Annotated in this window: 24 protein-coding genes; 11 read left to right on the top strand and 13 right to left on the bottom strand. The window is 67.4% G+C overall.

Translation table 11 applies throughout. From position 1 onward, the window contains the following. Positions 1-62 precede the first annotated feature (62 nt). Positions 63-2795 (top strand): cation-translocating P-type ATPase, encoded by a 2733-nt coding sequence (locus Rhe02_RS28845; RefSeq protein ID WP_203911535.1) that lies wholly within the window; start codon positions 63-65, stop codon positions 2793-2795. Positions 2796-2835: 40 nt separating this feature from the next. On the opposite strand, the gene Rhe02_RS28840 is transcribed toward Rhe02_RS28845, so the two are convergent. Continuing rightward, positions 2836-4707: a hypothetical protein gene (locus Rhe02_RS28840; RefSeq protein WP_203911534.1), complete on the bottom strand. Its 1872-nt coding sequence runs from the start codon at positions 4705-4707 to the stop codon at positions 2836-2838. A 131-nt stretch (positions 4708-4838) separates the two neighbouring features. Here Rhe02_RS28840 and Rhe02_RS28835 point away from each other — a divergent pair, with 131 nt between their 5' ends. Further along, the gene (locus tag Rhe02_RS28835) at positions 4839-5456 is read left to right on the top strand and encodes a mycothiol-dependent nitroreductase Rv2466c family protein (RefSeq protein ID WP_203911533.1); all 618 of its coding nucleotides are present in this window, start codon (positions 4839-4841) and stop codon (positions 5454-5456) included. Between the two features lie 7 nt (positions 5457-5463). On the opposite strand, the gene Rhe02_RS28830 is transcribed toward Rhe02_RS28835, so the two are convergent. The 5 genes from Rhe02_RS28830 to Rhe02_RS28810 are packed head-to-tail and all read right to left on the bottom strand — an operon-like array spanning position 5464 to position 10112. Beyond that, the gene (locus Rhe02_RS28830; protein WP_203911532.1) at positions 5464-6126 is read right to left on the bottom strand and encodes a response regulator; all 663 of its coding nucleotides are present in this window, start codon (positions 6124-6126) and stop codon (positions 5464-5466) included. Beyond that, positions 6126-7388 (bottom strand): sensor histidine kinase, encoded by a 1263-nt coding sequence (locus tag Rhe02_RS28825; protein WP_203911531.1) that lies wholly within the window; start codon positions 7386-7388, stop codon positions 6126-6128. Before Rhe02_RS28825 ends, Rhe02_RS28830 begins: the two co-directional genes overlap by 1 nt. Positions 7389-7447: 59 nt before the next feature. Then, positions 7448-8398 carry a D-alanine--D-alanine ligase family protein gene (locus Rhe02_RS28820; RefSeq protein ID WP_203911530.1) on the bottom strand — a complete coding sequence of 317 codons (951 nt, stop codon included), beginning with the start codon at positions 8396-8398 and terminating at the stop codon, positions 7448-7450. Continuing rightward, on the bottom strand, positions 8395-9504 hold the full coding sequence (alr, locus tag Rhe02_RS28815) for an alanine racemase (RefSeq protein WP_203911529.1): 1110 nt from the start codon (positions 9502-9504) through the stop codon (positions 8395-8397). The genes Rhe02_RS28820 and alr overlap by 4 nt, the downstream gene beginning before the upstream one ends. Further along, a complete protein-coding gene (locus Rhe02_RS28810) occupies positions 9501-10112 on the bottom strand; it encodes a M15 family metallopeptidase (protein WP_203911528.1) in 612 nt (203 codons plus the stop codon). Before Rhe02_RS28810 ends, alr begins: the two co-directional genes overlap by 4 nt. 197 nt (positions 10113-10309) lie before the next feature. On the opposite strand from Rhe02_RS28810, the gene Rhe02_RS28805 reads away from it, so the two are divergent. The 3 genes from Rhe02_RS28805 (at position 10310) to Rhe02_RS28795 (ending at position 12789) form a co-directional block, all read left to right on the top strand. Next, the gene (locus Rhe02_RS28805) at positions 10310-10645 is read left to right on the top strand and encodes a hypothetical protein (RefSeq protein WP_203911527.1); all 336 of its coding nucleotides are present in this window, start codon (positions 10310-10312) and stop codon (positions 10643-10645) included. Further along, a complete protein-coding gene (locus Rhe02_RS28800; RefSeq protein ID WP_203911526.1) occupies positions 10642-11949 on the top strand; it encodes a DUF6973 domain-containing protein in 1308 nt (435 codons plus the stop codon). The genes Rhe02_RS28805 and Rhe02_RS28800 overlap by 4 nt, the downstream gene beginning before the upstream one ends. A gap of 141 nt (positions 11950-12090) precedes the next feature. Beyond that, positions 12091-12789: a M48 family metallopeptidase gene (locus tag Rhe02_RS28795; protein WP_203911525.1), complete on the top strand. Its 699-nt coding sequence runs from the start codon at positions 12091-12093 to the stop codon at positions 12787-12789. Between the two features lie 17 nt (positions 12790-12806). Here the strand turns inward: Rhe02_RS28795 and Rhe02_RS28790 are convergent, their stop codons facing one another. Together Rhe02_RS28790 and Rhe02_RS28785 are read right to left on the bottom strand one after the other, a co-directional pair. Beyond that, on the bottom strand, positions 12807-13808 hold the full coding sequence (locus Rhe02_RS28790; protein ID WP_203911524.1) for a LacI family DNA-binding transcriptional regulator: 1002 nt from the start codon (positions 13806-13808) through the stop codon (positions 12807-12809). Positions 13809-13957: 149 nt separating this feature from the next. Then, the gene (locus tag Rhe02_RS28785) at positions 13958-14416 is read right to left on the bottom strand and encodes a hypothetical protein (protein ID WP_203911523.1); all 459 of its coding nucleotides are present in this window, start codon (positions 14414-14416) and stop codon (positions 13958-13960) included. A 203-nt stretch (positions 14417-14619) separates the two neighbouring features. On the opposite strand from Rhe02_RS28785, the gene Rhe02_RS28780 reads away from it, so the two are divergent. Beyond that, a complete protein-coding gene (locus Rhe02_RS28780; RefSeq protein WP_239124110.1) occupies positions 14620-15489 on the top strand; it encodes a M15 family metallopeptidase in 870 nt (289 codons plus the stop codon). Positions 15490-15532: 43 nt separating this feature from the next. Next, the gene (locus Rhe02_RS28775; protein WP_203911522.1) at positions 15533-16093 is read left to right on the top strand and encodes a hypothetical protein; all 561 of its coding nucleotides are present in this window, start codon (positions 15533-15535) and stop codon (positions 16091-16093) included. 16 nt (positions 16094-16109) lie between these two features. On the opposite strand, the gene Rhe02_RS28770 is transcribed toward Rhe02_RS28775, so the two are convergent. After that, positions 16110-16994, bottom strand: coding sequence for a fructosamine kinase family protein (locus Rhe02_RS28770; RefSeq protein WP_239124109.1), 885 nt, complete (start codon positions 16992-16994; stop codon positions 16110-16112). A 79-nt stretch (positions 16995-17073) separates the two neighbouring features. Between Rhe02_RS28770 and Rhe02_RS28765 the strand changes: the two genes are divergently transcribed. Further along, positions 17074-17562 carry a GNAT family N-acetyltransferase gene (locus Rhe02_RS28765; RefSeq protein WP_239124108.1) on the top strand — a complete coding sequence of 163 codons (489 nt, stop codon included), beginning with the start codon at positions 17074-17076 and terminating at the stop codon, positions 17560-17562. Positions 17563-17585: 23 nt separating this feature from the next. On the opposite strand, the gene Rhe02_RS28760 is transcribed toward Rhe02_RS28765, so the two are convergent. Continuing rightward, positions 17586-18200 carry a hypothetical protein gene (locus Rhe02_RS28760; protein ID WP_203911521.1) on the bottom strand — a complete coding sequence of 205 codons (615 nt, stop codon included), beginning with the start codon at positions 18198-18200 and terminating at the stop codon, positions 17586-17588. Between the two features lie 228 nt (positions 18201-18428). Here Rhe02_RS28760 and Rhe02_RS28755 point away from each other — a divergent pair, with 228 nt between their 5' ends. After that, on the top strand, positions 18429-19046 hold the full coding sequence (locus Rhe02_RS28755) for a DUF4232 domain-containing protein (protein ID WP_203911520.1): 618 nt from the start codon (positions 18429-18431) through the stop codon (positions 19044-19046). Between the two features lie 3 nt (positions 19047-19049). After that, on the top strand, positions 19050-19898 hold the full coding sequence (locus Rhe02_RS28750) for a hypothetical protein (RefSeq protein ID WP_203911519.1): 849 nt from the start codon (positions 19050-19052) through the stop codon (positions 19896-19898). Between the two features lie 7 nt (positions 19899-19905). Here the strand turns inward: Rhe02_RS28750 and Rhe02_RS28745 are convergent, their stop codons facing one another. The 3 genes from Rhe02_RS28745 to Rhe02_RS28735 are packed head-to-tail and all read right to left on the bottom strand — an operon-like array spanning position 19906 to position 22612. Further along, complete coding sequence (locus Rhe02_RS28745) at positions 19906-21057, bottom strand: outer membrane protein assembly factor BamB family protein (protein WP_203911518.1); 1152 nt, start codon at positions 21055-21057, stop codon at positions 19906-19908. A gap of 23 nt (positions 21058-21080) precedes the next feature. Further along, positions 21081-21428, bottom strand: coding sequence for a peptidyl-tRNA hydrolase Pth2 (gene pth2 / locus Rhe02_RS28740; RefSeq protein ID WP_239124107.1), 348 nt, complete (start codon positions 21426-21428; stop codon positions 21081-21083). 11 nt (positions 21429-21439) lie between these two features. Beyond that, on the bottom strand, positions 21440-22612 hold the full coding sequence (locus tag Rhe02_RS28735; protein WP_203911517.1) for an MFS transporter: 1173 nt from the start codon (positions 22610-22612) through the stop codon (positions 21440-21442). Between the two features lie 681 nt (positions 22613-23293). Between Rhe02_RS28735 and Rhe02_RS28730 the strand changes: the two genes are divergently transcribed. Continuing rightward, entirely contained in the window at positions 23294-23605 is a 312-nt protein-coding gene (locus tag Rhe02_RS28730) for a lactococcin 972 family bacteriocin (RefSeq protein WP_203911516.1), read from the top strand. Positions 23606-23666: the final 61 nt, after the last annotated feature.

Raw genomic sequence — 23666 nt, 5'->3', positions numbered from 1 at the left:
ATCATGGATGGCCAGCGCAGAATGTGCTTCAGACTTTCGCGCGAGCCGATGGGGGATGGCACGTGACACAGGTCGAACAGGCCGAGGCTGCCACGTGGTACGCCCAAGATGCGCAAGAGGTGGCCGACTCGCTGGGGGTGCGGGCCGACGCCGGGCTGAGCGCGGCCGAGGCGCAGCAGCGGTTGGCGTCGCACGGCCCGAACCGGCTGGCGAGTGGGAAGAAGGAGTCGGCGGTCGCGGCGTTCCTGCGCCAGTACCGCGACTTCATGCAAATAATCCTGCTGGCCGCGGCGGTCATCAACCTGATCGTCACCAAGGACATCGCCACCTCGCTGGTACTGGCCGGTCTGACGATTTTCAACGCCGTCATTGGCCTGCGGCAGGAGGCCAAGGCCGAAGAGAGCGTGCGGGCGCTGGCTCAGATGCTCAAAACCGTTGCCCGGGTACGCCGCGACGGCCAGGCGGTCGAGATAGACGCCGAGGAACTCGTGCAGGGCGACGTCGTGTTGATGGAGGCGGGCAACCGCGTCCCCGCCGACGGCCGCATCATCGTCGCGGCGACGCTGGAGATCGAGGAGGCGGCGCTGACCGGTGAAAGCCTCCCGGTCGGCAAGTCCATCGCGGCTGTCCCCGGCGACCAGGTTCCGCTGGGCGACCGCACCTGTATGGCCTACATGAACACGTCGGTGACGCGTGGGCGCGGCGAGATGATAGTGACGGCCACCGGGATGGGCACCGAGATCGGCCACATCGCCCATCTGCTGGCCGGAACCCAAACCGACAAAACCCCGCTGCAGAAGCAACTCGACGGGCTATCGAAGATCATCGCCGCGATCGCGGGCATCGCGCTGGCACTGGTCGTGCTCATCGGCCTGGCCCGCGGGCAAACCTTCAACTCGTTGTTCATCACCGGTGTGGCGCTGGCCGTGGCCGCGATCCCGACCGGTCTGCCGGCCGTGGTGACCGCGCTGCTGTCGATCGGCACACGGGAGATCGCTGAGCGCAACGCGATCGTCAAACGGCTGCCTGCGGTGGAGACGCTGGGTTCCACCTCGATGATCTGCTCGGACAAGACGGGCACCCTGACGCTGAACAAGATGACGGCCCGCGAGCTGTCGCTGCCGGGGCAGCACCGGTTCGCGGTCACCGGGGAGGGTTACGGCATCGCCGGCGACATCAAACACGTGGGCGGCGAGCGCATCGACCTGGACCCGTACCTGCTGCCGATGGCGCTGTGCGCGGACGCTGTTCTGGACGGCGAGAATCTGATCGGCGATCCGACCGAAGGCGCGCTCATCGTGCTGGCGGCCAAGGGCGGCCTGGACATCGATGAGACGCGCCGGACCTATCCCCGCATAGCCGAGGTCCCCTTCGACTCCGACTACAAGTTCATGGCGACTTTTCATCAGATGGACGGCGTCATCCGTTGCTACGTCAAGGGTGCGCCGGATGTGCTGATCTCGCGCGGTTCGTCCTACCGCAAGCCCGACGGCACCATCGAGCCGATCACCGACGCCAACCGGGGCTTGGCGCTGGAGGCCAACGACCGCATCGCCGCCGCCGGGGAACGGGTGATGGTGGTGGCCCAGCGCGACTTCGACCCGGCGGCCTTTGACCCGCAGGGCAAACTCATCGAGCAGGTGCAGGAGCTGACGCTGCTGGCGATGGTGGGCATCGTCGACCCGCCGCGCCCGGAGGCGAAGGCGGCGATCGCCGAGTGTAAGGAGGCCGGCATCCAGGTCCGGATGATCACCGGCGATCATGCCACCACCGCGGCCGCGATCGCGAAAGAGCTTGGCATCGAAGGCGAAGCGATCACGGGTACCGAGTTCGCGAACATGAGCGACGAGGAGCTGCTGCGCCGCCTGCCGCGCATCGGCGTGATCGCCCGCGTCGCGCCGGAGGACAAGCTGCGCCTGGTGAGGCTGCTCAAGCAGAGCGGCAACATCGTGTCGATGACCGGCGACGGCGTCAACGACGCGCCAGCCTTGAAGGCGGCCGACATCGGCGTGGCGATGGGCATCACCGGCACCGAGGTCTCCAAGGAGGCAGCGGTGATGATCCTGACCGACGACAACTTCGCCACCATCGTCAAAGCCGTCGAGTACGGCCGCGGGCTCTACGACAATCTGCTGAAATACCTTCGGTTCCAGATGTCGACGCTGGTGGCTTACATCGCGGTGTTCCTGGGCGCGGGCATTTTCAACATCGCCGCCGGTACCCCGCTGGATCCGTTGCAGATCCTGTGGCTGAACATGGTCATCGACATCCCGATCGCGATCGCGCTCGGGTTCGACCGGCCCAGTGCCGGCCTGATGCAAAGGCCGCCCCGCCCGCAGGGGGCGCCGGTGCTGTCGCGGGCCAACTGGATTCGGTTGTGTGTTCAGGGTTTCGTCATGACCGTCGGGGCTTTGGCGGCGTACCAGATAGGGCATGGGCGTTTCGATTCAGCGATCGCGGGAACCATGCTGCTGACCACACTGTCGCTGTTTCATCTGGTCGCCGGGTTGCTGTCGCGCGATCAGGTCAACACCATCTTCGACCGGTCGGCGATCCCGGCCGCGACACAGCTGCGCCGCTACGGCTTCGCGCTGGTGGCGATCGTGGCTGTGACACTGCTGGAGCCGCTGCGGCGCATCTTCAGCACCACCGAGCTGAGCCTGACGATGTGGGCCGTCTGCGTCGGTCTGGCGCTGTCGCTGGTGGTGGTGGAGGAACTCATCAAGCTGGCGCTGCGGCGGCGTTCCCCCGCCGGTGCCCAACTGCGGCCGCGGCTCACCGCCCGGCCGGCCTGACCTGTCGGCCCGGCGCGTGGCGCGCGCCGGGCCGGCCGGTTCAATTCTTCGGCTGGTAAATCGAGCCGAAAAGCCTGCCATCCTTGGTAATCATCACGGCCTTGGCCCTGCCGGCGTGCTCCTCGCTGATGGTCGGCCAGTTGCCGATCAGCGGCAACCCGAGCCTATTGAGCTCCTGCACCACGCTGGCGATCTTCGTCATCGAATCAGCGTTGTCCGGGGATCCGCCGACGATGAAGAACCCCACGTTGACCAGCTTGTGATAGTCCGGCAGGCTCTGCAGCGCCTTGATGATGATCCCACCGCGGGCATCGGGGTCGAGGCTGTGCAGCAGCGCGTTACATCGCTTGCCGGTCTGGGGATACACACCGGTGAACCCGATAGTGACACACGGTCCCATGTGGTCGGTCCAGATGCCGTCGTCGGGCATGCACTGAGCCACGTTGTACTCGAAGTCGTTGAAGTCCTTGCCCACCTCGTAGTAGCCGCAGACCTTCGCCGATCCGCGCAGCTGCTCGATGTCGAGCAGGGTGATTCCTCCCAGCGTCTCGCGTTCCTGATCCGGCGGATAGCCCGTGCCGACCACCACCCCGTTCGGCTTGATCACCAGCGCCTTGACCAGATCGGCATCGGAACTGTGCAGCAGCATAAGCATCCCGAGCAGGTCCAGGCCCCGCTCGTAGAATTCGCAAAGCAGCTCCAGCCTGAGGGTTACGCCTCGGCCGCCGTAATGTCCGCCGTAGAAGAAGAATTTGACGTAGGTCATATCGGTCAGGAGCGGAGCCCGCGTCCCGTCGAAGATGGCCAGTAGCGAGTCCAGCAGGTCCTCGCCGCAATCGGTACCGGTGTCACTGCCGCCGCACACGATGGCGCCTTCAATGACGTTGTGGTGCAGCCCTCGCACCCCGACCACGACACAGTCCTGGATTCCGGTTACCACCAGACCTTGGCCCTGCAAGAGCTGCACGGCCCCGGCGTGGCACACCACCGACGGCAGCTTCAGTTCCGTAACGACGGAGCCGAAGAAATCGGGGGCGCTCAGCGGCAACAGCTCCATCTTCGTGCGGAAGGCGGCGAACCCGTTGGCCTCGTACTGCGTGCAGCACATCTGGCCGTCGGCCAGAATCGCGATCGCCTTGTGCTTGGCGTCGGCGTGGATATCGTCGGTCAGCCACGTGCCCAGCACCTTCAGCTGCGGCTTGCCCAGCTGGACCAGCACCTGGCACGACAGGCTGATGGAATCGCCTTTGGGGCTGCCGCCGACGGCGAAGTAGGACACCTCCACCAGCTCGCTGAGCTTCGGCGCCGCTTGCCCGTCGCACACCGCCCACAGCTTCTGCATGATCTGCTCGCCGGTTGCTTGCATGTCCGAGACCCGGATCAGAATCGTGTAGTGGTCCTGCGTCAGCGACTTCGCGGTGAAGCCGACGACAATATGTGCACCGAGCCCGTCGGTCCAGACCGCGGCGTTCTTGAAGATGCACACCGTGTCGAGGGCGGTGAGCTTGCAGGTGCGACGAATCCTGAGCCTGCGCAACTCGGAACGGAATTCTTTCTCCTCGATCGTTGGCAGCTTGGGCAAATCCTCGGCCATGCTGTCGGCCTTCCACCGGCAGTACAGGTCGGCCAGGGTGTCCGGTGGGTCGGTGTTCAGGTTACTCAGCTGCACGCACATGTTGACGAAGGCGGACACCGAGGGGAAGTTTTGCGGCCCCATCATGAACGCCTTGCCCACACCGGTGAGCGTCGCGCTGCTGAACTGGGCCTGCCCGTCCATCAGATCGCTGTCGCTGTCATATGCCTCGATGATGAGCTCCATCACCGTCTGGAGGTCCGCCCGCCGGTTCCCCGTCGGCACGAACCACGGCACGCCCTGGGAGGGAATGGTGTTGGTCTGCATGGGATAAGACATCGTCGCTCCTTTGCCTCGGGCCAAGGTGCTTGGCCATTATTGGCAGGAGCGCGCCGTCGAACCGGCTGATACCCGCAGACCGGAAACCGACAACGGGCGGATCAAGTGGTTGAAGGTTAAACTACGTGACCATGAGTGACACGCTTGATATGTGGTTCGACCCGACCTGTCCGTGGGCATGGCTGACCTCACGCTGGCTGCTCGAGGTCGAGAAGGTGCGGCCGGTACGAGTCGACTTCCATGTGATGAGCCTTGCCGTCCTCAACGAAGGGCGCGAGTTGCCCGAAAGGTACGCGCAGTTGATGGAGAAGGCGTGGGGCCCGGTCCGGGTCTGTATGGCCGCCGCCGAGAAGGCCGGGGAACCAGTCCTGCGCGATCTCTACACAGCTCTCGGCACCAGGATCCACCCGGGCGGGCAAGAGATCGGCCATGACCTCTTCGTCGCGGCGCTGACCGAGGTCGGCCTGGACCCCGCGCTGGCCGACGCCGCCCAGAGCAGCGACTACGACCAGCAGCTGCGCGAGAGTCACGAGCGGGGAATGCGCCCGGTCGGCACCGACGTGGGAACCCCGGTCATCCACGCGACCGGCCCGGACGGAGCACCGGTCGCCTTCTTCGGCCCGGTCGTCACCCCCGCCCCGAAAGCCGAAGCGGCCGGGCTGCTCTACGACGGGGTCATGCTCGTCGCCGCGACGCCAGGCTTCTACGAGATCAAACGCACCCGCGACCAGCGGCCCGCCTTCGACTGACGGCGCTCTAAACCAGGCCGTGTTCGTGGGCGAACACGACTATCTGTACCCGGTCGCGCAGCGCCAGCTTGCGCAGGATCGCGCCCACATGGGTTTTGACCGTCGACTCGCTGGCGAACACGGTGCCGGCGATCTCCGCATTGGACAAGCCGCGGGCGACCGCGGTGAACACCTCGCGTTCCTTGTCGGTGAGCCCTCCGAACGCGGCCGGCGGCGCCGCCTGCGCCTGGAACTGCCTGTCCAGCAAGGTGGCCAGGTCCTGCGGGGCGAGGACGGCGTTGCCGCCGTGCACGGTGCGGATAGCGTCGCGCAGCATCAGCGGCGTGGTGTCCTTGAGCAGGAAGCCGCTTGCCCCGTGGCGGATCGCGGTGGCGGCCCGGTCGTCGAGGTTGAAGGTGGTCAGCACGATCACACGGACGGGTTTGGGCCGCCGGGCCGCCCGCTCGGGCGCGAAGATCTGCCGGGACGCCTCGACGCCGTCCATCTGCGGCATCCGGATGTCCATCAGGACAACGTCCGGGTGTAACTCGTCGACCAGGCGGATCGCCTCCATCCCGTCGCCGGCCGCGCCGACCACGCGCATGCCTTCCTGCGCATCGACGATGACCCTTACCCCCTCCCGGAAAAGCTCCTGATCGTCGACGAGCAGCACGGTGATCTCGTCGCTCATCAGGCGGCGTCCCGTACCGGAACGAAGGCGGTCACGGTGAAGGCGGTGCCGGACTGTTGCTCGCGGCGGCGCACGTCGAGGTGGCCGCCGATCGCCTCGAGCCGGCGGCGCATGCCGTCCAGACCACGGCCCGGGCCGGAGCCGTCGTGGCCGGAGGCCTCGGACACGTTGGTCACTTCGATGCGCAAGGTGTCTGCCGGTTGCGCCGTCGGCCAGTGCCGCTCGGCCACGATCGGCTGGTCGCGCCGGCCGTGCTTGATGGCGTTGGTGAGCATCTCCTGGAAGACCCGATAGGCCACCGCGGTGGCCTCCCGCGGCAGCTGGCATGGGGTCCCCAGCTCGGTCGCGACCACCTCGTGCCCGCTGCCGCGCACCCCGGCGATCAGACCGTCGAACCAGCTCGCGTCGCTCGGCCCCGTGGTCGTGTGCTGGGTCGAGGAGAGCACATGGCGCACGTCCTGCAACGACGAGCGCGCCGAGGTGGCGATCGTCTGCAGGGTCTTCTTCAGCTTCGCGCTGTCGTCCAGGTACTGCCCCGACTCGGCCTGCGCCAGGATCACCGCCAGCGAATGGCCGACGACATCGTGGACGTCACGGGCCAGCCGGGTCTGCTGATCGCGCATCTGCGCGATTTCACGCGCATGTTCGGTCTCGCGCCAGGCCCCGGCGGCGGCCTCCTGCGCCGCCAGCATCGAGGTCTGCGAGGTGCTCGCCCGGTCGAAGAATCGCATAACCAGCCCGGCCGGCCAGGCCGCGGCGACCACCAGCAACCCGATCAGAGAAAGGGTCAGCTGCACGGTCGGCGACTCGGGGAAGACTCCGCCTGGAACCGATCCGCCCAGCAGCAGGTGCAGGCTGACCACCCGGCCCTGGTGCAAGACGAACGCCACGACCACGGCCAGCGGCACGGAAAGCGCGCTGGTTATCACGGTCGGCCGCTGGCCCCACCGCGCGCCGCCGAAGAACACGGCCGTCAAGGCGAACTCGATCAGCATGATCGGCGCACCGAACCACACGTGGAACAGGCCCAGGCCCCACACCAGTGCGAGCGCCGCGCCGGGCGCCCGGCGGCACATCCCGACCGCGAACGCGACGACCAGCGCCTGGACGAAGCCTTCCATCTGGCCATTGGTCATCAGCCAGGTCGGCACGGCCTCGACGAAGCCGACCACGAGCACGATGAGAGCCGCGATCGTCTCGGGTAACCATGGGCGCCAGCCCGTTTCGCTCATCCGGTCATCCAGGTGGGTGGGGGGTGTCATCGCAAGACAACCATCCGTCGGGCTTGACCTGCAACGCAGGTGACGATCGCCATGCTGGTTCAGGCCGGGAGCGCGTCGCGTACCAACAGATCAAGCAGAGCATCAAAGGACATTCCGGTCGCAGCAAACATTCTGGGTACCTGCGACCGCGCCGACAAGCCGGGCGTCGTGTTCACCTCGTTGAGCACCGGGCCTTGCCCGGTCAGGAAGAAGTCGACCCGGGCCACCCCGGCGCAGCCCAGGGCGTCATACATGCTCACCGCGGCCTGCTCGAGATCCTTGCGGGCCACGTCGTCCAGCGGGGCCGGGATGAGAAAGCCCGGCGAGCCACCGTATTTGGCGGCGTGGTCGAAGATTCCGGCCTCGGGCACGACGATTTCCAGCGGGGGTGCCACCACCCGCGACCCGTCGGGGCGGCCCAGCACCGCCACGTCGATCTCCCGGCCGGTCACGAGATCCTCCACCAGAATCCGGTCGTCATGGGCGAACGCGGCGTCCAGAGCCGGGCCAAACCCGGCCGCCTCGCGCACCAGGGTGACCCCGTGGCTGGACCCGGCGGCGACCGGCTTGACCACCACGGGATGCGTGTAGGTGAGCAGGCGCGCGCTGGCGCGGGTGAGCACCCGGGCCGGCGCGGTGGCGATGCCCAGCGCACCGGCGACAAGCTTGGTGACCCACTTGTCCATCGCCAGCGCGCCGGCGCCCAGCGGCGATCCCACCCACGGCACATCAGCCAGATCGCACAACGCCGCCAGCGTGCCGTCCTCGCCGCGCGGACCGTGCAGCACAGGGAAAGCCACCGCACAGGAACGCAGCACCTCAACCGCTTCCGCCAGGCCGATCGGGCGGTCCTGCGGATCGCGCCAGCACCCGGCGGGATCGATGGTGAGGCGAACAGCTTGGTATCCGGTCTGTTCTAGCGTTTCGGCCACCGCGGCGGCCGAGGCGAGGGACACGTCGTGTTCGCAGTTGCGGCCACCGCCAATCACGGCGACGCGAATGGGGGTCATCGGGTGCTCCTTCGGTGCAGCCGGGCGCTGAGGCCCGTGACGATCTCGTGTTCCAGGGTTTGCGCCCAGCCAGCCCATTGCGCCGTGGTCGGCTCGCCGTCCTCGCCCGGCCCAAAGACGGTGACGCAGTCGCCCACGGACACCGCGGTATCCGGGCCCAGATCGATGACGGTCATGTCCATGGAGATCCGGCCGGCCACCGGGCGGCGCGCACCGCCCACCCACACCTCGGCCCGGCCCGAGGCCAGCCGGGGAAGGCCGTCGGCGTAGCCGACCGGGATCAGGCCCAGCCTGGTGGCTCGCCTGGCCGTCCAGGTGTGTCCATAGCCCACCGCGGTGCCGGCCGGCACGCTGCGGATGGTCACCAGTGGAGCGGTCAGTCTCAGGGCGGGCCGCAGCGCGACCGTGCCCGACTCGTCGATTCCCACCAGTCCGGCACCGATGCGGCTCATGGTGTGGTGCGACAGCGGATCGCTGAGGGTGGCGGCCGTCGCGGCGAGATGGTGATCGGCCGGGCGCAGCCCCGCCGCCCGCGCCACCCGCACACCCCACGCGAAACGGTTACGGCCCAACGCATTCGCGGCATGGCCGGGCTGGCCGGCGCAGGGCAGGTGGCCCATGATTCCGGCAACGGTCACCAGGCCGTCCCGCTCGGCCTGCCGGGCGGCACGGCAGAGCCTGTCCCATTGCACGGGTTCAGCGCCGTCGCGGCCCAGGCCGGTGTCCAGTTGCAGGTGGATGCGAGCCCCGGGAGCTTGCCGGGCGATCGTGTGCAGGTGGTCCAGGCCGGGCACGCCCAGCTCGACGTTGAGCCTCACCGCCGCGGCGAAGTCGGCGCCCAGCGGGTTGAGCCAGCTCAGGATCTGCTGGGCCAGGCCCGCTTCGCGCAGCGGCCGGGCCTCCTCGATGCTGGTGACTCCCAAGCGGGTGGCGCCGCCGGCGAGAGCGGCCCGCGCGACGTCGACCTGGCCATGGCCGAAACCGTCGGCTTTGACCACGGCCATCAGCTCGCCTGCGGTACGGGCCTTGATGGTGCGCACGTTGGCGGTGACCGCACCCAGATCGACCTGCAGGGTCGCCCGCGGCCGCAGCGCCAACAGGTTCACCGCGACACCGGGCCGTAAAGCGCGGCCTCGGCACCGGTGGCCAGGGCCCAGTAGCGGTCGCCGTAGGAGTAGTGCCACCACTCGGTGGGATAGTTGACCAGCCCTTCCCGGCACAGCACGCGGGCCAGCAGATCGCGGTTGGCCCGTGCCTCGCGGCTGATCTCGTTGGCGGCGAAGTAGCAGCGGCCGCCGGACTCCTCGGGAGTGGCGTCGATCGCGGTGCCCAGGTCGAGTTCGCGCCCGCGGTCGTCGACCAGCGTCACATCCACCGCCGCGCCCGCCACATGCGGCGCCACCGCGAGCGGTGCGACGAACCGGCTGGTGAGCACGTGCAGCTCCGGCTCGCCGATGCCGGGCCGGGCGGCACGGATCTCGGCCGAGTAACGCTCGATGATGGCCTGCTGCCGGTGTGCCGGGCGGTAGCCTTCCACCACAAGCAGGTGGATCCCCGACGGCAGAGCCGCCTGCGCGGACTGTAGCCGGGTGGCCAACTCGCGGCGGACCAAGGCAATGCCTGGTCCAAGTCCGGGATCCAAGGCGACAAGGGGCTCGTCGACATCGCGAACTTCAACAGCGGATATCCGCGGATCGGACAGCAAGATGGTCATGGCTTTACGGTGACCGGCGCGGCGGGGGCGGTGCCTCCGTCTGAGGTGCCGATGATCGGTCCTCAAGGCTTAGCCGCCGGGCCCACAGGAGGAGGCCACGCGGCCGTGGCCGGGTTAGGGCAAGCAGGGAAAGCACCGGCGCACGGCAGGGAAAACCCGATCGGGGACGTTGCCCTGGCCTGTTAGCGTTGTCAGCCATGGGATCCGATCACTTCGGCGTCGATCCGGCCACATTGGACGATAGCGCGGAGATTCTGGTCGAGTTGTCGGCGCGGCTTCAGGCCGGCCGTCCCGACACCGAGGTGGCGCTGCGCGGTGTGGAGCAGCCCAACGTGCATCCTGACGTGACCGCGGCGGAGCGCGGCTACCTCACCTTCGCCGCCGACCAGTATCAGGACACCGTGGCCCTGCTGGCGGCGCTTTCGTCGCACCTGAAACGCACCTCGGCCGCCTATCGGGGCATCGACGGCGACACCGAGCGCGCCATGAACAGCCTTTTGAACAACATCACCATTCGGCCGGGTACCAGATGACTGTCGCCCAGCGCCAAGAGGTCAAGTTCATCGAGCAGAGCGTGCCCGCCGCGGTGCGGGTCTCCGCGGCCGACCACACCCGGGTCGAAAGGCTGGTCAACTCGATCCTTCCCGCGCTGCGCTCGCTGGGCGGCCGGGTGCATTGGACAGGGCCCACCCGGGAGCGTTACGACGAGCGCATGCGGCAGACCATCGAGGTCTGCGAGGCGATCGAGCGCTCGTTTCACACGTCGGCACAGGCACTCAACGACTACGCGACAGCCCTGGAGAGGGCCAAGACACAGCTCACCCCGGGCATCGCCGCCGAAGGCAGGCTGGGCAACCTTCTGCAGTCGATCGGCAAGGGAAACTTCGACCCGATCCGGCAATGGCAAGACCTGCGCAGCACCGACGGTTTCTGGGATTGGCTGGTCGAATACTTCGACTCGGACAAGACCGACCGGATCCGGTCGCAGGCCGACGCCGAGATGAACACGGCGATGCGCGCTTACGGCGACGCGCTGCAGACCGAGCAGAATGCCCGGCGAGCCCTGATCGACGCGCTCAACCAGGCCCGGCAGGCCCTGCCCGATCTGCTCACCAGTGCCGCCGACGTGCAGCGGATCATCGACCAGACCCCGGGTCTGCGCGAGGACGTCCGCGAGGCGGCCAGCGACCCGTTCTCGCGCCGTCCGGTGGGCGCGCTCGACTACTTTCAGGTCATGGCCGACCCGAATCCGGGTGAGGCGTTCGCCAGCGAGCGTTCTCTGCTCGGCCTGGGCGGAAGCATGACCAACTCGGAAGGCGCCATCCTCACCGAGCTCAGCGCCGATCAGCTGATCAGCTTCTATCAGCTGCGCGGCGAGGCCTTCACGGTGTCGCAGCAGAACTTCCCGCCGCTGATGCACGGGCACACCGCCGGAAACGACGATCACACCGACGCCTACCGGCACGCCTACTGGAACGCGCGGATGACCCAGCTTTACGGCGCAGACTTCACCGAGCGCTACGCCACCGCCCACGAGACGGGCGCGAACAACCCCGGCCCGCGTGAGGCGATGGACTTGCACAACAACCAGATCGGGCGGCAAATCGCGATCGACCATCCCCATGCCAGCCCGGCGGAGCTGCAGACGCTGATCCGCCAAGCCGTCGACCGCGGCGACACCGTGGTGATCGGGCCCGCCGGAGATCTGGTCTACTCCGATCAGATCCGGCCCGCCGACACCGTCAACAGCGACAATCTGGGCGGACACCTGGCACCGCTGCCCGGCCGGGTCCCTGTACCCCAGCCCAGAACACCCGAGCCCGAAGACCTCGACTAGCCCAGGCCAAGGCCGACCCGTCGTCGTCATCGAACAGGCCTGGTGGCCCATGGTGGATCCGGTTGGCCAGGCTAGCGTGGGGGCGGCATACCCACGCCACCAACCAAACCGGAGGATTCGCCCCATGGCCAAGTGGAAACGATGAAGGCCAGCACTATCAGTCTCATCATCCACGGTGTGGATGTCGACGTGGTTTACAAGAAGGTGAAGTATCTGCGCATCGGGGTCTACCCGCCGCTTGGCCAGGTACGTGTCTCAGCCCCCACCCGCTTCGGCCACGAGCAGGTCCGCCTCGCCGTCATCGAGCGGCTGCCGTGGATTTTGCGGCAGCGCGAACACTTCCAGACGGTCGAACGGCAGTCCCGCCGCGAGATGGTCAGCGGCGAGTCGCATGTGGTGTTCGGCGCTGCGCACCGGCTGCAGGTCATCGAGCAACCCGGCCGGGAAAGGGTGGAGGCCGACGCCGACCACCTGCTTCTCTTCGTCCAGGCGGGATCCACGCCGGAGCACCGGCTGGCCCTGCTGGAGCGCTGGCTACGCGAGCAGCTGCGGCAGGCCGTCATCGCGCTGATCGCCGTGTGGGAGCAGCGGTTGCAGGTGACGGTGCCGCAGTGGACCATTCGGCAGATGAAGACCCGCTGGGGTTCCTGCAATCCGCAGACGCGGCGCATCTCGTTCAACTCGGAGCTGGCCCGCAAACCGCCACACTGCCTGGAATACATCGTGGTCCACGAGATGGCGCACTATTTCCATGACGGCCACGGCGACGGCTTCACCGGCTTCATGGACAGCCATCTGCCGGACTGGCGCTCCCAGCGCCGCGAGCTGAACAAGCGCTGAGTCCACATCGGACCCAGCTACTTCGGCGCGCGGCCGGTGCTTTCCCGCGGCACGAGCTGAACGGCGAAACGCTGCCGCAGCCCGGAGGCGACGCCGCCGGCCAGCAGCAGCCGGGTAGCCGCCGCGGCCATCTCCTCGGTCGGCAGGCGCATCGTGGTCAGCGGCGGGTTGGTACAGATGGCGGCGAAGCTGTCGTCGAAGCCGATGACCGCCACGTCTTCCGGCACGCGCCGCCCGGTGCTGGTGATGGCCTGGATCGCCCCGGCGGCCATCAGGTCGCAGGTGGCGAAGATGGCGTCGAGGTCCGGGTGTTCGGTGAGCAACGCAAGCGCGGCCGCATACCCGCCCTCGCGGGTGAATCCGCCACCGTGGCTGATGTCGCTCAGCCCGAAAGTGTTGACCGCCTTCTGATATCCGGCCCTCCGATCGATGGCACAGGTGTTGAAACCGGGGCCGTGGATCGCCGCGATCCGCCGCCGCCCCAGCCCGTGCAGGTGTTCCACCGCGGCGTAGGCGCCGTTGATGTTCTCGGCCTCGACCGCGGGCACCGAGGCCGCCGTGGGCACCAGCGACACCACCTTGCGGCACCGGCTGTAGAACCGGGAAGCCAGGTCGGGGGTGACGTTGGCCAGGATCGCCCCAACCGTGGTATCGGCGGCCATGGCGTCGATGCGTTCGGCTGCCCCCTTGCGCGCCACCACGTGGATGCGCAGCTGAACGTTGACGCCCTCCAGCGCGGTCATCGCCCCGGTCAGCACCCGGCTGTAGTAGGGGTGAGCGCCCGGGGACAGGTCGGGGTGGTAGTCGGCCGCGATCAGATCGATCGTGCGCTGCCGGCCCGAGGCCAGCGCCCGCGCCGTTTCGTTGGGCTGGTAGCCCAACTGCGCCACCGCCTGCTGAACCCGGCTGCGCAATGGCTCGGAGGCCCCCGGCGCATTGTTGATCACTCGGGACGCAGTGGCGCGGGAGACACCGGCCAGCCGTGCCACATCCTCGATCGTCGGCCTTGAACCGATCATGAGATCACGCTCCCCCTCGCCGCCGCGTCGAAGCGGCGTCACCTGTCACGATAGACGTGGGAGCGCTCTCACGAGAAGGTGGGCAGCGAACTTAGTCGCTACGCAGGGAAAGGGGCTCCGGCGGGAGCCCCCCTCGAACGTTGTCGTTGTCAGGCGCGCAGAACCAGCGGCCGGCAAATCCAGTACACGTAAATCCAGCCGCCGATGATGACGTAAACCGGATAGCACTCCCACCAGACGACGTCGCCCACTCCGATCTGCCGGGCGGCATCCTGAAGCGTGACGCCGGGCGACGGATCACGAAGGTCGCCGAGGCGCCTGGCACCGTCGGCTTGCCTGCCGGCCACCATCGTGGCGAGCTGATCGGGGGAGAGCGCCTGGCGCGCATCCACGATCGTCAGCTGGGACGCCTGCGCGGGCAGGCGCTCGCCACGGATCGCCTCGGCCTGGGCATGCAACTGCTCCATCGTCACGTCAGGCGCAAGCCGGGTGAGGACAACCGGACCGGATCTCGGATCCTCGGCGGCCGCGGGACTGGCTACGGCGCCGACAAGCGCCGTCATGCTAACCGCGAGGGCAAGCAGGGTCAGCTTTTTGCTTGTGCGCATCTTCGCTCCCATGTGAGTTGAGGATCGCAACCAATTCGGTTGCGGCACAATCAAAGTCACATAGATCTCTGATGCCGCCCTGAACCGCCGCTGAATGGGCCAACCGGGCCCGGTTCGGTTGTCCGCGGTGCCGTCTGCGGATAGCATCGCGGCCTGGCAGAGGCGCTCACGCGATCGGCGGGTGTGCTAGCTGCCTCAGGTGAGTGGAGTTGGTGGCGCTGCGCGGTGCTCGGGTGGCTGGTTTGCTGGTGGCGGTGCTGTTCCTCGGCCACGGCCTGGGCGGCTGCACCGACGTCGCGGCCGACCCAAAAGTCAGCGCGCCGACGGGCACCGAGACCCCAAGCCCGATGGCTACCCGCATCGGGGACGCCACCGCCGCACCTCGATGGCTGGGAACCCGAATCCTTGAGGTGGGGCCGAACGGGTTCGCCGCCGCCCAGGACACTCCGCCCGAGCTGCGCAACCGTTCCCTCATCACGGTGGACGACCTGCCACCACCGCCCGATGACCGCTTCCACTCGACCATCCAGCAGGTGCCGGACAGCGTGCTGGCCCGATCCAGCTGGACAAGCGATTGCCCGGTAGCCGCAGCGGACCTGCGCTACCTCACGGTCAGCTTCCGCGGCTTCGACGGGCGCGCCCATACCGGTGAGCTGCTGGTCAACGCGCGCGCGGCCGACGGCCTGGTCAGCGTGTTCGGTCAGCTGTTCGCCGCGGGCTTCCCGATCGAGCGGATGCGCATCTCCAGCGCCGCCCAGCTTTTCGCGCCGCCGACCGGCGACAGCAACACCACCGAGGTGTTCGCTTGCCGCCCGGCTCGCGGCCAGACCTCGTGGTCCCAACACGCATATGGGCTCGCCGTGGACGTCAATCCGTTTCACAACCCGTACCACAAAGGCAAAATAGTGCTGCCGGAGCTGGCCACCAGCTACCTCGACCGGGCCCGGACGCAGCCGGGGATGGTGCAGCCCGGCGGGCCGGTCGTGAAGGCCTTCGCCTCGATCGGCTGGAAATGGGGCGGCGACTACCGATCGCTGAAGGACTACATGCATTTCTCCGCCAACGGCGGCTGAACGGCTGGCACCGCTAAGGCACAGGTATGGCCATAATCCTCGGGTGATCAAGCAGGATGCTCTGAAGATGACAGGCGTGGCCGTGGCCGTCATCGCCGTGGCCGCGGCTGCTGTCTACGCGCTGCAACCGCCGAGCGTGGCAGGGGTCCGGGCCGGGCTGGGAACACCCTCATCCACCGCAACGGCATCGCCGAGCAGCGCCGCGTCGGCCACCCCGGCCGCCCCGTCGCCCACACCGTCGCCGAGCCCCAACGCGCCCACGGTCACCGCTTCCAAGCCCGCCCCGACACCCGCAAAGACTGTCTCGGACCGGATTCCGCAGTTCTCTGTCACGAGCAAAAGCCTGGAGTGCCTCAGCAGCGCCATACCGAACCGGCTGAAGCTGACGGTCACCGTCACGTCCGACGTCCCGGTCAAGGTTGTCCTCCTGAGCGACCTCGGAAATGCCGAAAGCGCCCAGAACCGGTTGGAGACCACTCTTTCCGTTGAAGGCACCGGGTCCGGCAGCCCGTCGTGGAGCATCCGGGTGACGGCGAGCAACGGCTGGCACGCCACCGTGCCACAACCCCAGCTGCGCCAGCCTTGCGGCCCACCCCCGGCTTAGCCGGCGGGCCCTGTGGTCAGGTACGAGTCCGGAACGGGGCGAGGACGGCACGGATCCGGTCGGCCGCGCCCCAATCGTCGTCGAACTGGGCGATCACGGCGAGATGCTGTCGCAGCTGGATAATCGGCATGCGGGCGCGCCAGTCGCCATCGAGGGCAGTCAACTCCGCGTAGGTGTCGAAGAACCGTTGCGCCTCCGGCGGCGGCGAGGCGGACCACAGGTGGGCGAGGTCAAGCTCGGCCCACATGTAGGACACGGCCGGGTCGATCAGGGCCGGCCGCCCGTCCGGGGTCGCCAGGACGTTCTGTGCCCACAGGTCACCGTGGGTCAGGCACGCCGGCCGGTCCGGTAACAGGTCGGGCAGCCGGTGGCACAGCCGCTCCAGCGCCACCCGGTCTCCCGCGTCGAGCACCGCCTCGACGCGCGGCTCGACGAGCCATCGCAGCAGCCGGTGCTGGGCGAAGAAGGTGAACCCGTCGTCCTCCCAGGTGTTGGCCTGCCGGCGGCGGCCCAGCCAGTTGTCGCGGTGCCATCCAAAGCGGGGATGGGTCGTGCTCAGGTGCAGCCGGGCGAGGGTATGCGCCAGCTGCTCCCAGAAGATCTCGCTACGCGGCCTGGGCCGCAGCACCGCCAACACCAGTAGTTCCCTATTCGCCAGGATCACCTCCGGTGTCGCCACGCCGCCGAGCTCACTAAGCGCGGCAAGCCCTTCGGCCTCCGCGGCGAAGACATCGTCATCCGGGGGCTCGGCGAATGCCTTGGCGAACACGGAAGATTCGTCCCGGCGGGTGGCTGTGCCCGCCACTGCCGCGAGGCCACCCGTCGCGGGCTCGATCAGGACGATGTCGCGCATCCCGGCCCGGTACAGGCAATCTCGCAACAATGTCGTCGAGGAGGTCACGATGGGTCACGTTAGCGGGTTCGTCTGGTACCCCAAAAATCAATGCGTGAGGACAGCGGCGCGCAGGTAGGCTCGCCGCGTGGCGATAACCCTGCGCGAAATCACCGACGAGAACCGCGAGGCGGTCCTCGCCCTGCGGGTCGCGCCTGGGCAGGAGCAGTTTGTCTCTACGGTTCGCTACTCGATACGGGAAGCTGCCGAGAACCCGCACGGTAATCCGTGGTATCGAGCCGTCTACGCGGGCGACGAGCCGGTCGGGTTTGTGATGCTGAGCTGGGACGTGGTGCCCCAGCCACCGCACATCAACGGGCCGTGGTTCCTGTGGAAGCTGCTCATCGACGAAAGGCACCAGGGCCGTGGCTACGGCTTGGCCGTCGTGCAGCAGATCGTCCGGCTCATAGAGCCCGAAGGTGCGAAGGAGCTTCTCACGAGCTACGTGCCCGGCGATGGCGGCCCGGCCGGGTTCTATGAGCGGCTCGGGTTCACCCCGACCGGCGAGCTCGACCCCGAAGGCGAGGTCCTCATGCGCCTCACGCTGCCGTGGAGGGACACCGCCGGCCCTGCGTGAAACGGTCCTCTTTGGATACAGGCTCAGCTGTCCTGCCGGATCGCGCCGATAGGGACGCAGTTGTCCTTGCTACCGACCTGGCACAGGGAAGCGCCGGTCAGGTCCGCCTTCTCGGAGATGAGCTGCCATGCCCAGCGGTAGTACACGGTGTTCGCCGCTAAAGTGCCTGAGATGCCTTTGGCTGCTTCCGCACCGAAGCGCATCTGGTCCTCGGTAAGGAAGTTGGTTCCACCGTCGAGCTGGCAAGCGAGGTACTGGTTCTGGTCGCTGATGCAGCTCGGAAAATTGATTTGGAGATCCTGCGCCGGCGCGACGATCGGGCGGTTGGCCGGATCGGCCTCGATGCGCAGCAGCACGGCCAGCGCTGTCGTCCCGGCCAGCGGAGGCTTATCGGGTAGGGACAGGGTCGTCATTGCGTCGAGGACCTGGACCTTATAGGTGTACTTGGCGTCGACCCGCAGGGCCGGGCCACGAGGCGCGGGCAGCGTCGGCAGCTCGGGCTCGTCGCTGGTGTTCTTTCCCGGCCCGGTGACCGGTGAGTTGGCCGTCGATCCGGCGTCGCCGTCGTTGCCGCACGCCGCCAGGGAGACAGCGCACGCCAGTGCCAGCAGGGAAAGATGAAGGGTAATGCGGCGCATCGGGATCCTCAAGCGTCCTGTTGGTGATCATGTTGGCGACCCAGGCTAACAGCCCGCTTTCATGCCATCGCGTCGGCTTCGAGCCGTGTTGCTTTGGTAGCAGTCGGATCATCCTTTCTGGGGTGGCCGGGCGGTTTCGCAAGCTGTCGGATTCGCCGGTTATGCAACTTGGCTATCTATGGCTATATGTACCTGACTGCGGCATAGCCTCTGCGAGGTAGGTAGCTGATGTTGGAAGACCCCCAGCCTTCAGGCCGATCAGGCGCTCGTCGGCTGACCTGGAAACGCGTGCGGGTGCCGCTGTCGCTGGCCGTCATGGCGCTGGCGATCGCTGAGCTCATCGTGTTGTTCTTTGTCAGGAGCAGGCCGGCGACCGAAACGGATCCGCCCGCCGCCGGGCCAGCCACCGCGTGCAGGACCGACGAGCTGGCTCTCAGCTATGGCCCGCGGACCACGACGAGCCCCTACGGGGGCCAGTTCACCGTCGCGGTGCTGCTGACCAACAAATCTGCCCACGGATGCCTGCTCGCCGGCTTGCCGACGGTCACCCTGAACGGGCCGGACCATCGCATGTTCGGGCCTGCTTTCCAATTGCGTACCAGCGATGAGGCTGTCCCCGCCGACCTGACCCTGTCCCCTGGCGGCCGCGCCCATATCGACCTGACCTACCTCGTTGGCGGAGGAGGAGCAAGTGGGACAGAACAGTGGGTGCCAACCATGATCACGGTGGGGCTGGGGGGAGCAGGAAACCTGACGCTCGCCTGGAGCAGCGGGGAAGCCGTGCCGCGGCAGGACGCCGCAACCCACCCGGGAAGCTACGCCAGCGGATACATCAACGGAGGATGACCGGTGACCGAACCCACCGCGCCCAGCCCAGCGCCGGCCGAGCCGATCACGGAAAGCAAGCCCGCCGCTGCCAAGACAATGTGGCACTCCGCCGGTTGGTGGGCCAGCGTTGGCGGCATCGTCGCGGTGATCAGCCTGGTGGTGACGACGATCCAGCTTTTCCAATCCGACGAGCCGGCCGCCACCAAACCAACAGGCACCACTTCGACGCCAACAAGCACCGCGGCTGCTCCATTCACGACAGTGGTGAAGATCAACGAGGATACGTGTAACGGTGCGACGGGCTTTCACGTGGTGCCACCCTCGATGGTGACTGCCGTGCGGCCAGCCCAAAACAAGGACGGGGACCCGGCTTTCGCCAACGCCCCCGACGCGGTGTTCAGCGACGTCATTGTGACTTTGCAAGGTACCTCCGGCGTCGCCACCGTCTTGCAAGGGATGAAGGTGCACGTGGTGTCAAGGCGCGCCGCCGAAGGCGTGGCCTACCGCAACGGCGCCGTCGAGTGCGGCGGAATCGCCCCCGCCTTCTTCGGCATCAAACTCGACCATGCCGACGCCGCGGCCAAACCGCTGCCAGGCCGAGACGGTACCCCGGCTCGGGCGTTCCCGTTCAAAATCTCCGACTCCGACCCTGAGGTGCTGCACATCTACGGCGTCGCCGATGACTGCGATTGCCAGTGGTACGTGGATATCGAGTGGTCCAGTGGAGGGAAAACCGGCACGGTCACCATCGACAACGGCGGGCAGCCGTTTCGTACCGTGGGCACCAAAAACATCAAGGTCGTCGGCCTCACCCCCGACTACCAGAACTGGGCCCAGGAGAGCTACCCGCCCTACAACCCGATGCAATAGGCACGGTTCAGCTCAGCGCAAGGATGGCGCTATCCGTTGCTACGTAAAGCACACCGTCGGCCAGGGTGAGCGGTGCGGTTACTTCCTCGTACTCTCCTGGGGATTCCGCTGACCAGCTGGTGGGCTCGTCCAGCGTCAGGTTCCATCGGGTTTCGCCGGTGGCAGCGTCAATCGCGTGCACCTGTCCGCCTTCGGTGGCCAGGTGCAGGGTTTGCTCGGCCAGCAGCGGCGTTGCCACCACCAATGCGGGAAGTTCGCGACTCCACCGCAGTTGCCCGGAGCCGGGATCCAGCGCGTGCAACGCATTGCCGCGGGTGCAGTAGATCAGGTCGGCGCCGAAGACCGGAGCCGCGCTGAAGACCGTCCCGATCCCACCCTCGTCCGGCTCGGCCACGATTACCTGTTCCTTGCCGGTCTTCGGATCGAAGCCGATGAGTTCCAGGGCTGCCGTGCCGTCGCCGTCACACCATCGGTCGCGAATCACCCAGACCAGGCCCCGCGCGAAAACCGGATGATTGGGGGCGACCATCTGCTGATTTCCGTCGCAGTCAGGATGCTCGCACTCAACGAACGTGTCGTGAAAACCCCACAACACCGCGCCGCTTTCCACATCGAAGGCGTGCAGGCCGCCATGGGTGTGGTTGCCTTCGAACCCTTCGGTCAGAAACATCCGGCCGCCGGCGACCAACGGAAACGTGGCCAGCAGACCGAAGCCGTAGTGGTGCTCGAGCTGGGCGGTGGTCTCCAAACTGGTCCACCTCCTGCCGCCGGTGGACAGGTCATACGCCGCAGCCGACTCCAGCCCGTGCAGCATGAGAACCGCATCGCCGACGACCACCCCGTGATGGCTGCTGATCTCCGGAACCGACCACCGGACCTGGCCGGTGCCGCGATCGTGCGCGAAGATCTGTTCCCCGGCTTCGGCCAGCACCAGATCGCCGGACACCGCAGGCAGTGCCGCCACCGAGGACAGGGCCGCCGAGCCGTCCTGGTGTCGCAGTTGGTGCCGGGTCTGCCAAAGCATCCGGCCATCGGCCGTGTCGATGGCGCAGAGATGACCGTCCGCGTCGCCCAGATAGGCCACGCCGTCTGCCACTGTCGGCAATGCCGGCTCGACGCCCGGGGTGGCAAACCGCCGGCGAATTTGAGGCTGCTCCACCGCATCTTTGTACCAGGCATTGCTTACAGCAGCGGCAGGTTGCCCGTGATCTGGTCTATGTCACTGCTCACCGCCGGGCCTACCGCGCAACAGGTCGTAGTTCCGGCGCTCAGCTGGGTACGGCCCGCGTCCGCAATCGTCACGACCGGCACCGCGGCCGAGGCAGCGGCCGAAACGATCTGCTGCAACGCTTCCTCGTCGGCCACCCGCAGCACCACCTTGGGTTGGCCCTGCGCCAGCCATGTTCGCAAATCTGGGTGGTCGAGGCGGCGCAGCACGGCTTCCACGGCGGCATGTGCGGCCTGGGCGGCGACCTTGCCCTTGCTCATACCCAGGTCGCCGCGCATGACGATCACCAGCTTGTGTCCCACGTCGGGCCAGCCTAGCGTGCGCTCCCCATAGCGGGGCGCAGGCGAGCGGCGATCGCCGTTGCGGATCCGGCCGCCAGCATGGGCAACAGGACCGCCGTGACGGCGCCGAGCCGGTCGACGGCTATCCCGGCCAGCGCGGAACCGGCCGAGCCGCCAACGGCTAATGCGGTGGACAGCCAGGCGAACGCCTCGGTCCGGTGTGCCTGCGGGGCTGTCTCGTCGACGAAGACGTAGCTGGCCGCCGCGACGGGCGTGAGAAACAGGCCCGCCGTAGCGAACGTCATCGCCATGGGGATAGGCGATCCATCCGTGACCGCCGCGACTGTCGCAGGCAAGGCCAAGGCGATCGACAGCCGCGCCAACGCCTGATGGAAGCCGGCATCGGTTCGGCGGAAGCTGCCGATCACGCCACCGCTGATCCATGCGGCCAGCAGCAGCCCGCCGATGGTGGGCGCATCGGCGTGGGCGGCCAGCCCCGGCAACACCACCGGCATCGCGCCGAAGATGAGACCTTGGACCACCGTGGCCGCTAGGAGCACCCGGATCGCCGGGACACCCAGCGCGCTGCCGCCGTGGTGCTTTGGCGGCGTTGGCCCTTCATTGATCCGTGCGGCAAAGAAGACGAATGACGTTGTGCCGCAAAGCGTTGCGGCGGCGGCGGTCCACAGCGCGGCGGCCGGGGCGACCCATACCATCAACGCGGTGGCCAACAATGGCGCGATCAGCAGCAGGAGCTGCTGAATCAGGGACTCCGCCGCATATGCCGTGCCGATTGCGGTGTCCTTTTCGACCAGTCGCGGCCACAGCGCCTTCATGCTTCCGGAGATGGGCGGGAATCCGGCGCCCCCGAGCAAGGCGCAACCGAACAGCGCGGCGGCCGGGGCGTGGCGCATCGCCAAGATTGGCAGCAGGCTGAGCGCGAGTGCGTAAAGCACGGCCGAGGGCAGCAGCACCCGGCCGCGCCCATACCGGTCAAGCAGCCGGCCCTGAGCTGGAGTGGACAAAGCGTCACCGAACGCGCTCGCGGCGGCGATCACTCCAGCCACGGCATACGAGCCGGTGGTCTGGTGAATCACGGTGACCACGCCCAGCGGCGTGATGCCCTTGGGCAGTCTGGCGATCAGCGAACTACAGGCGACGGGAAACGCGCGGCGGGCAAACAGGACGGACAGCACAGCAGGCATGGCAACACCTCGGAGTAGACGTGGGCACGGCAAAGCGTGCCGACGTAACCCCCCAGGATTTTGTCCTTCAAGGTGTCTGCCTTGCGGCAGTCGCGACGCTCGGACCAGTCCCGGCTATCGCCGGCGGAACCCTAGTCGCACATCGGTCGACCCGGCCACCCTACCGTGACTGTCGCTGATCCGCAGACCCCGAGTCTCAGCTGGGTCGAATCCTGCTGATCTCCTTGTGCCGGAACATGTTCGGCCGCTGGCGTGACCCCGCCAGGCGGGGTCACGCCACCTCGGAGTTAGTGACAATCGAGCCGTCCGCGAGCGACGCTTTTGGCATCGCGATGAACCACCAAACATCCATCATGACCCGATAGTCGAAGGTGAATCGACGTGTGCGCATCTATCGTTATTCGTCGCTTTCTTGGGCTAATTGTCTCCGCGCTACTGCTCACCGCGACCGTCGCGATCACCACTGATCGCGCCACGCCGGCTAAGTGGGTTGACGGCTTCGGTCACGACCACGTCGGCACGGCTCCTTCGCAGGTTCCCCTCGGCGATGGATTCGGCTGGGGACGCCACAGGAAGGACATCCCTTGAGGTCGGAACGTGATGGTGGCCGTACGGCTTCCGTCTGATGACCTGACAAAGGCCATCTAATTCAAACCTGTCCATGAAAGAGAGGTGCAGAGCATGAGTCCAAAGAAGGCGATCGCCACCGGTCTGGCCGCGGCGGCTATGGTGCTGGCGGCGGCAGTGCCCGCGCTTGCCACCGTCGTGAACGTCGGCGGCGGCACATGGAACTACGGTGTGCAGAACCAGGGCGGCACGGTCTGGTCGAACTTCCAGCAGCCCAGCAGGCGCCACCGTTCCAGCGTGATCAACGGGTATGGCGAGTACTACAACTCCGGCTGCAAGGCCGCGGGCGTGTGGTCCTACGCGTCGCTGCGCGCCGACCCGAACCACACCGACCACTCGTACTGGAGCGTCGACTCCTGCAACTAGGTGTTGTCTGCACTCACCTGCGGGCGGGCGTTGCCCGCCCGCAGGCCTTACCCAAACGGAG

It is taken from the genome of Rhizocola hellebori, from assembly GCF_016862955.1.
In the GTDB taxonomy this organism is placed as follows: domain Bacteria; phylum Actinomycetota; class Actinomycetes; order Mycobacteriales; family Micromonosporaceae; genus Rhizocola; species Rhizocola hellebori.
Note: the sequence above shows the minus strand (reverse complement) of the source record. Positions and strands in the feature narration are given on the sequence as shown.

Bases quoted from the DNA above. Each gene is read 5' to 3' on its own strand.
- Rhe02_RS28730 (WP_203911516.1), top strand. From the start codon at position 23,294: ATGAGTCCAAAGAAGGCGATCGCCACCGGTCTGGCCGCGGCGGCTATG.
- Rhe02_RS28805 (WP_203911527.1), top strand. From the start codon at position 10,310: ATGGGATCCGATCACTTCGGCGTCGATCCGGCCACATTGGACGATAGC.
- Rhe02_RS28790 (WP_203911524.1), bottom strand. From the start codon at position 13,808: ATGATCGGTTCAAGGCCGACGATCGAGGATGTGGCACGGCTGGCCGGT.
- Rhe02_RS28760 (WP_203911521.1), bottom strand. From the start codon at position 18,200: ATGCGCCGCATTACCCTTCATCTTTCCCTGCTGGCACTGGCGTGCGCT.
- Rhe02_RS28755 (WP_203911520.1), top strand. From the start codon at position 18,429: ATGTTGGAAGACCCCCAGCCTTCAGGCCGATCAGGCGCTCGTCGGCTG.
- Rhe02_RS28840 (WP_203911534.1), bottom strand. From the start codon at position 4,707: ATGTCTTATCCCATGCAGACCAACACCATTCCCTCCCAGGGCGTGCCG.
- Rhe02_RS28810 (WP_203911528.1), bottom strand. From the start codon at position 10,112: ATGACCATCTTGCTGTCCGATCCGCGGATATCCGCTGTTGAAGTTCGC.
- Rhe02_RS28800 (WP_203911526.1), top strand. From the start codon at position 10,642: ATGACTGTCGCCCAGCGCCAAGAGGTCAAGTTCATCGAGCAGAGCGTG.
- Rhe02_RS28825 (WP_203911531.1), bottom strand. From the start codon at position 7,388: ATGACACCCCCCACCCACCTGGATGACCGGATGAGCGAAACGGGCTGG.
- Rhe02_RS28785 (WP_203911523.1), bottom strand. From the start codon at position 14,416: ATGCGCACAAGCAAAAAGCTGACCCTGCTTGCCCTCGCGGTTAGCATG.
- Rhe02_RS28820 (WP_203911530.1), bottom strand. From the start codon at position 8,398: ATGACCCCCATTCGCGTCGCCGTGATTGGCGGTGGCCGCAACTGCGAA.
- Rhe02_RS28735 (WP_203911517.1), bottom strand. From the start codon at position 22,612: ATGCCTGCTGTGCTGTCCGTCCTGTTTGCCCGCCGCGCGTTTCCCGTC.
- Rhe02_RS28830 (WP_203911532.1), bottom strand. From the start codon at position 6,126: ATGAGCGACGAGATCACCGTGCTGCTCGTCGACGATCAGGAGCTTTTC.
- Rhe02_RS28795 (WP_203911525.1), top strand. From the start codon at position 12,091: ATGAAGGCCAGCACTATCAGTCTCATCATCCACGGTGTGGATGTCGAC.
- Rhe02_RS28835 (WP_203911533.1), top strand. From the start codon at position 4,839: ATGAGTGACACGCTTGATATGTGGTTCGACCCGACCTGTCCGTGGGCA.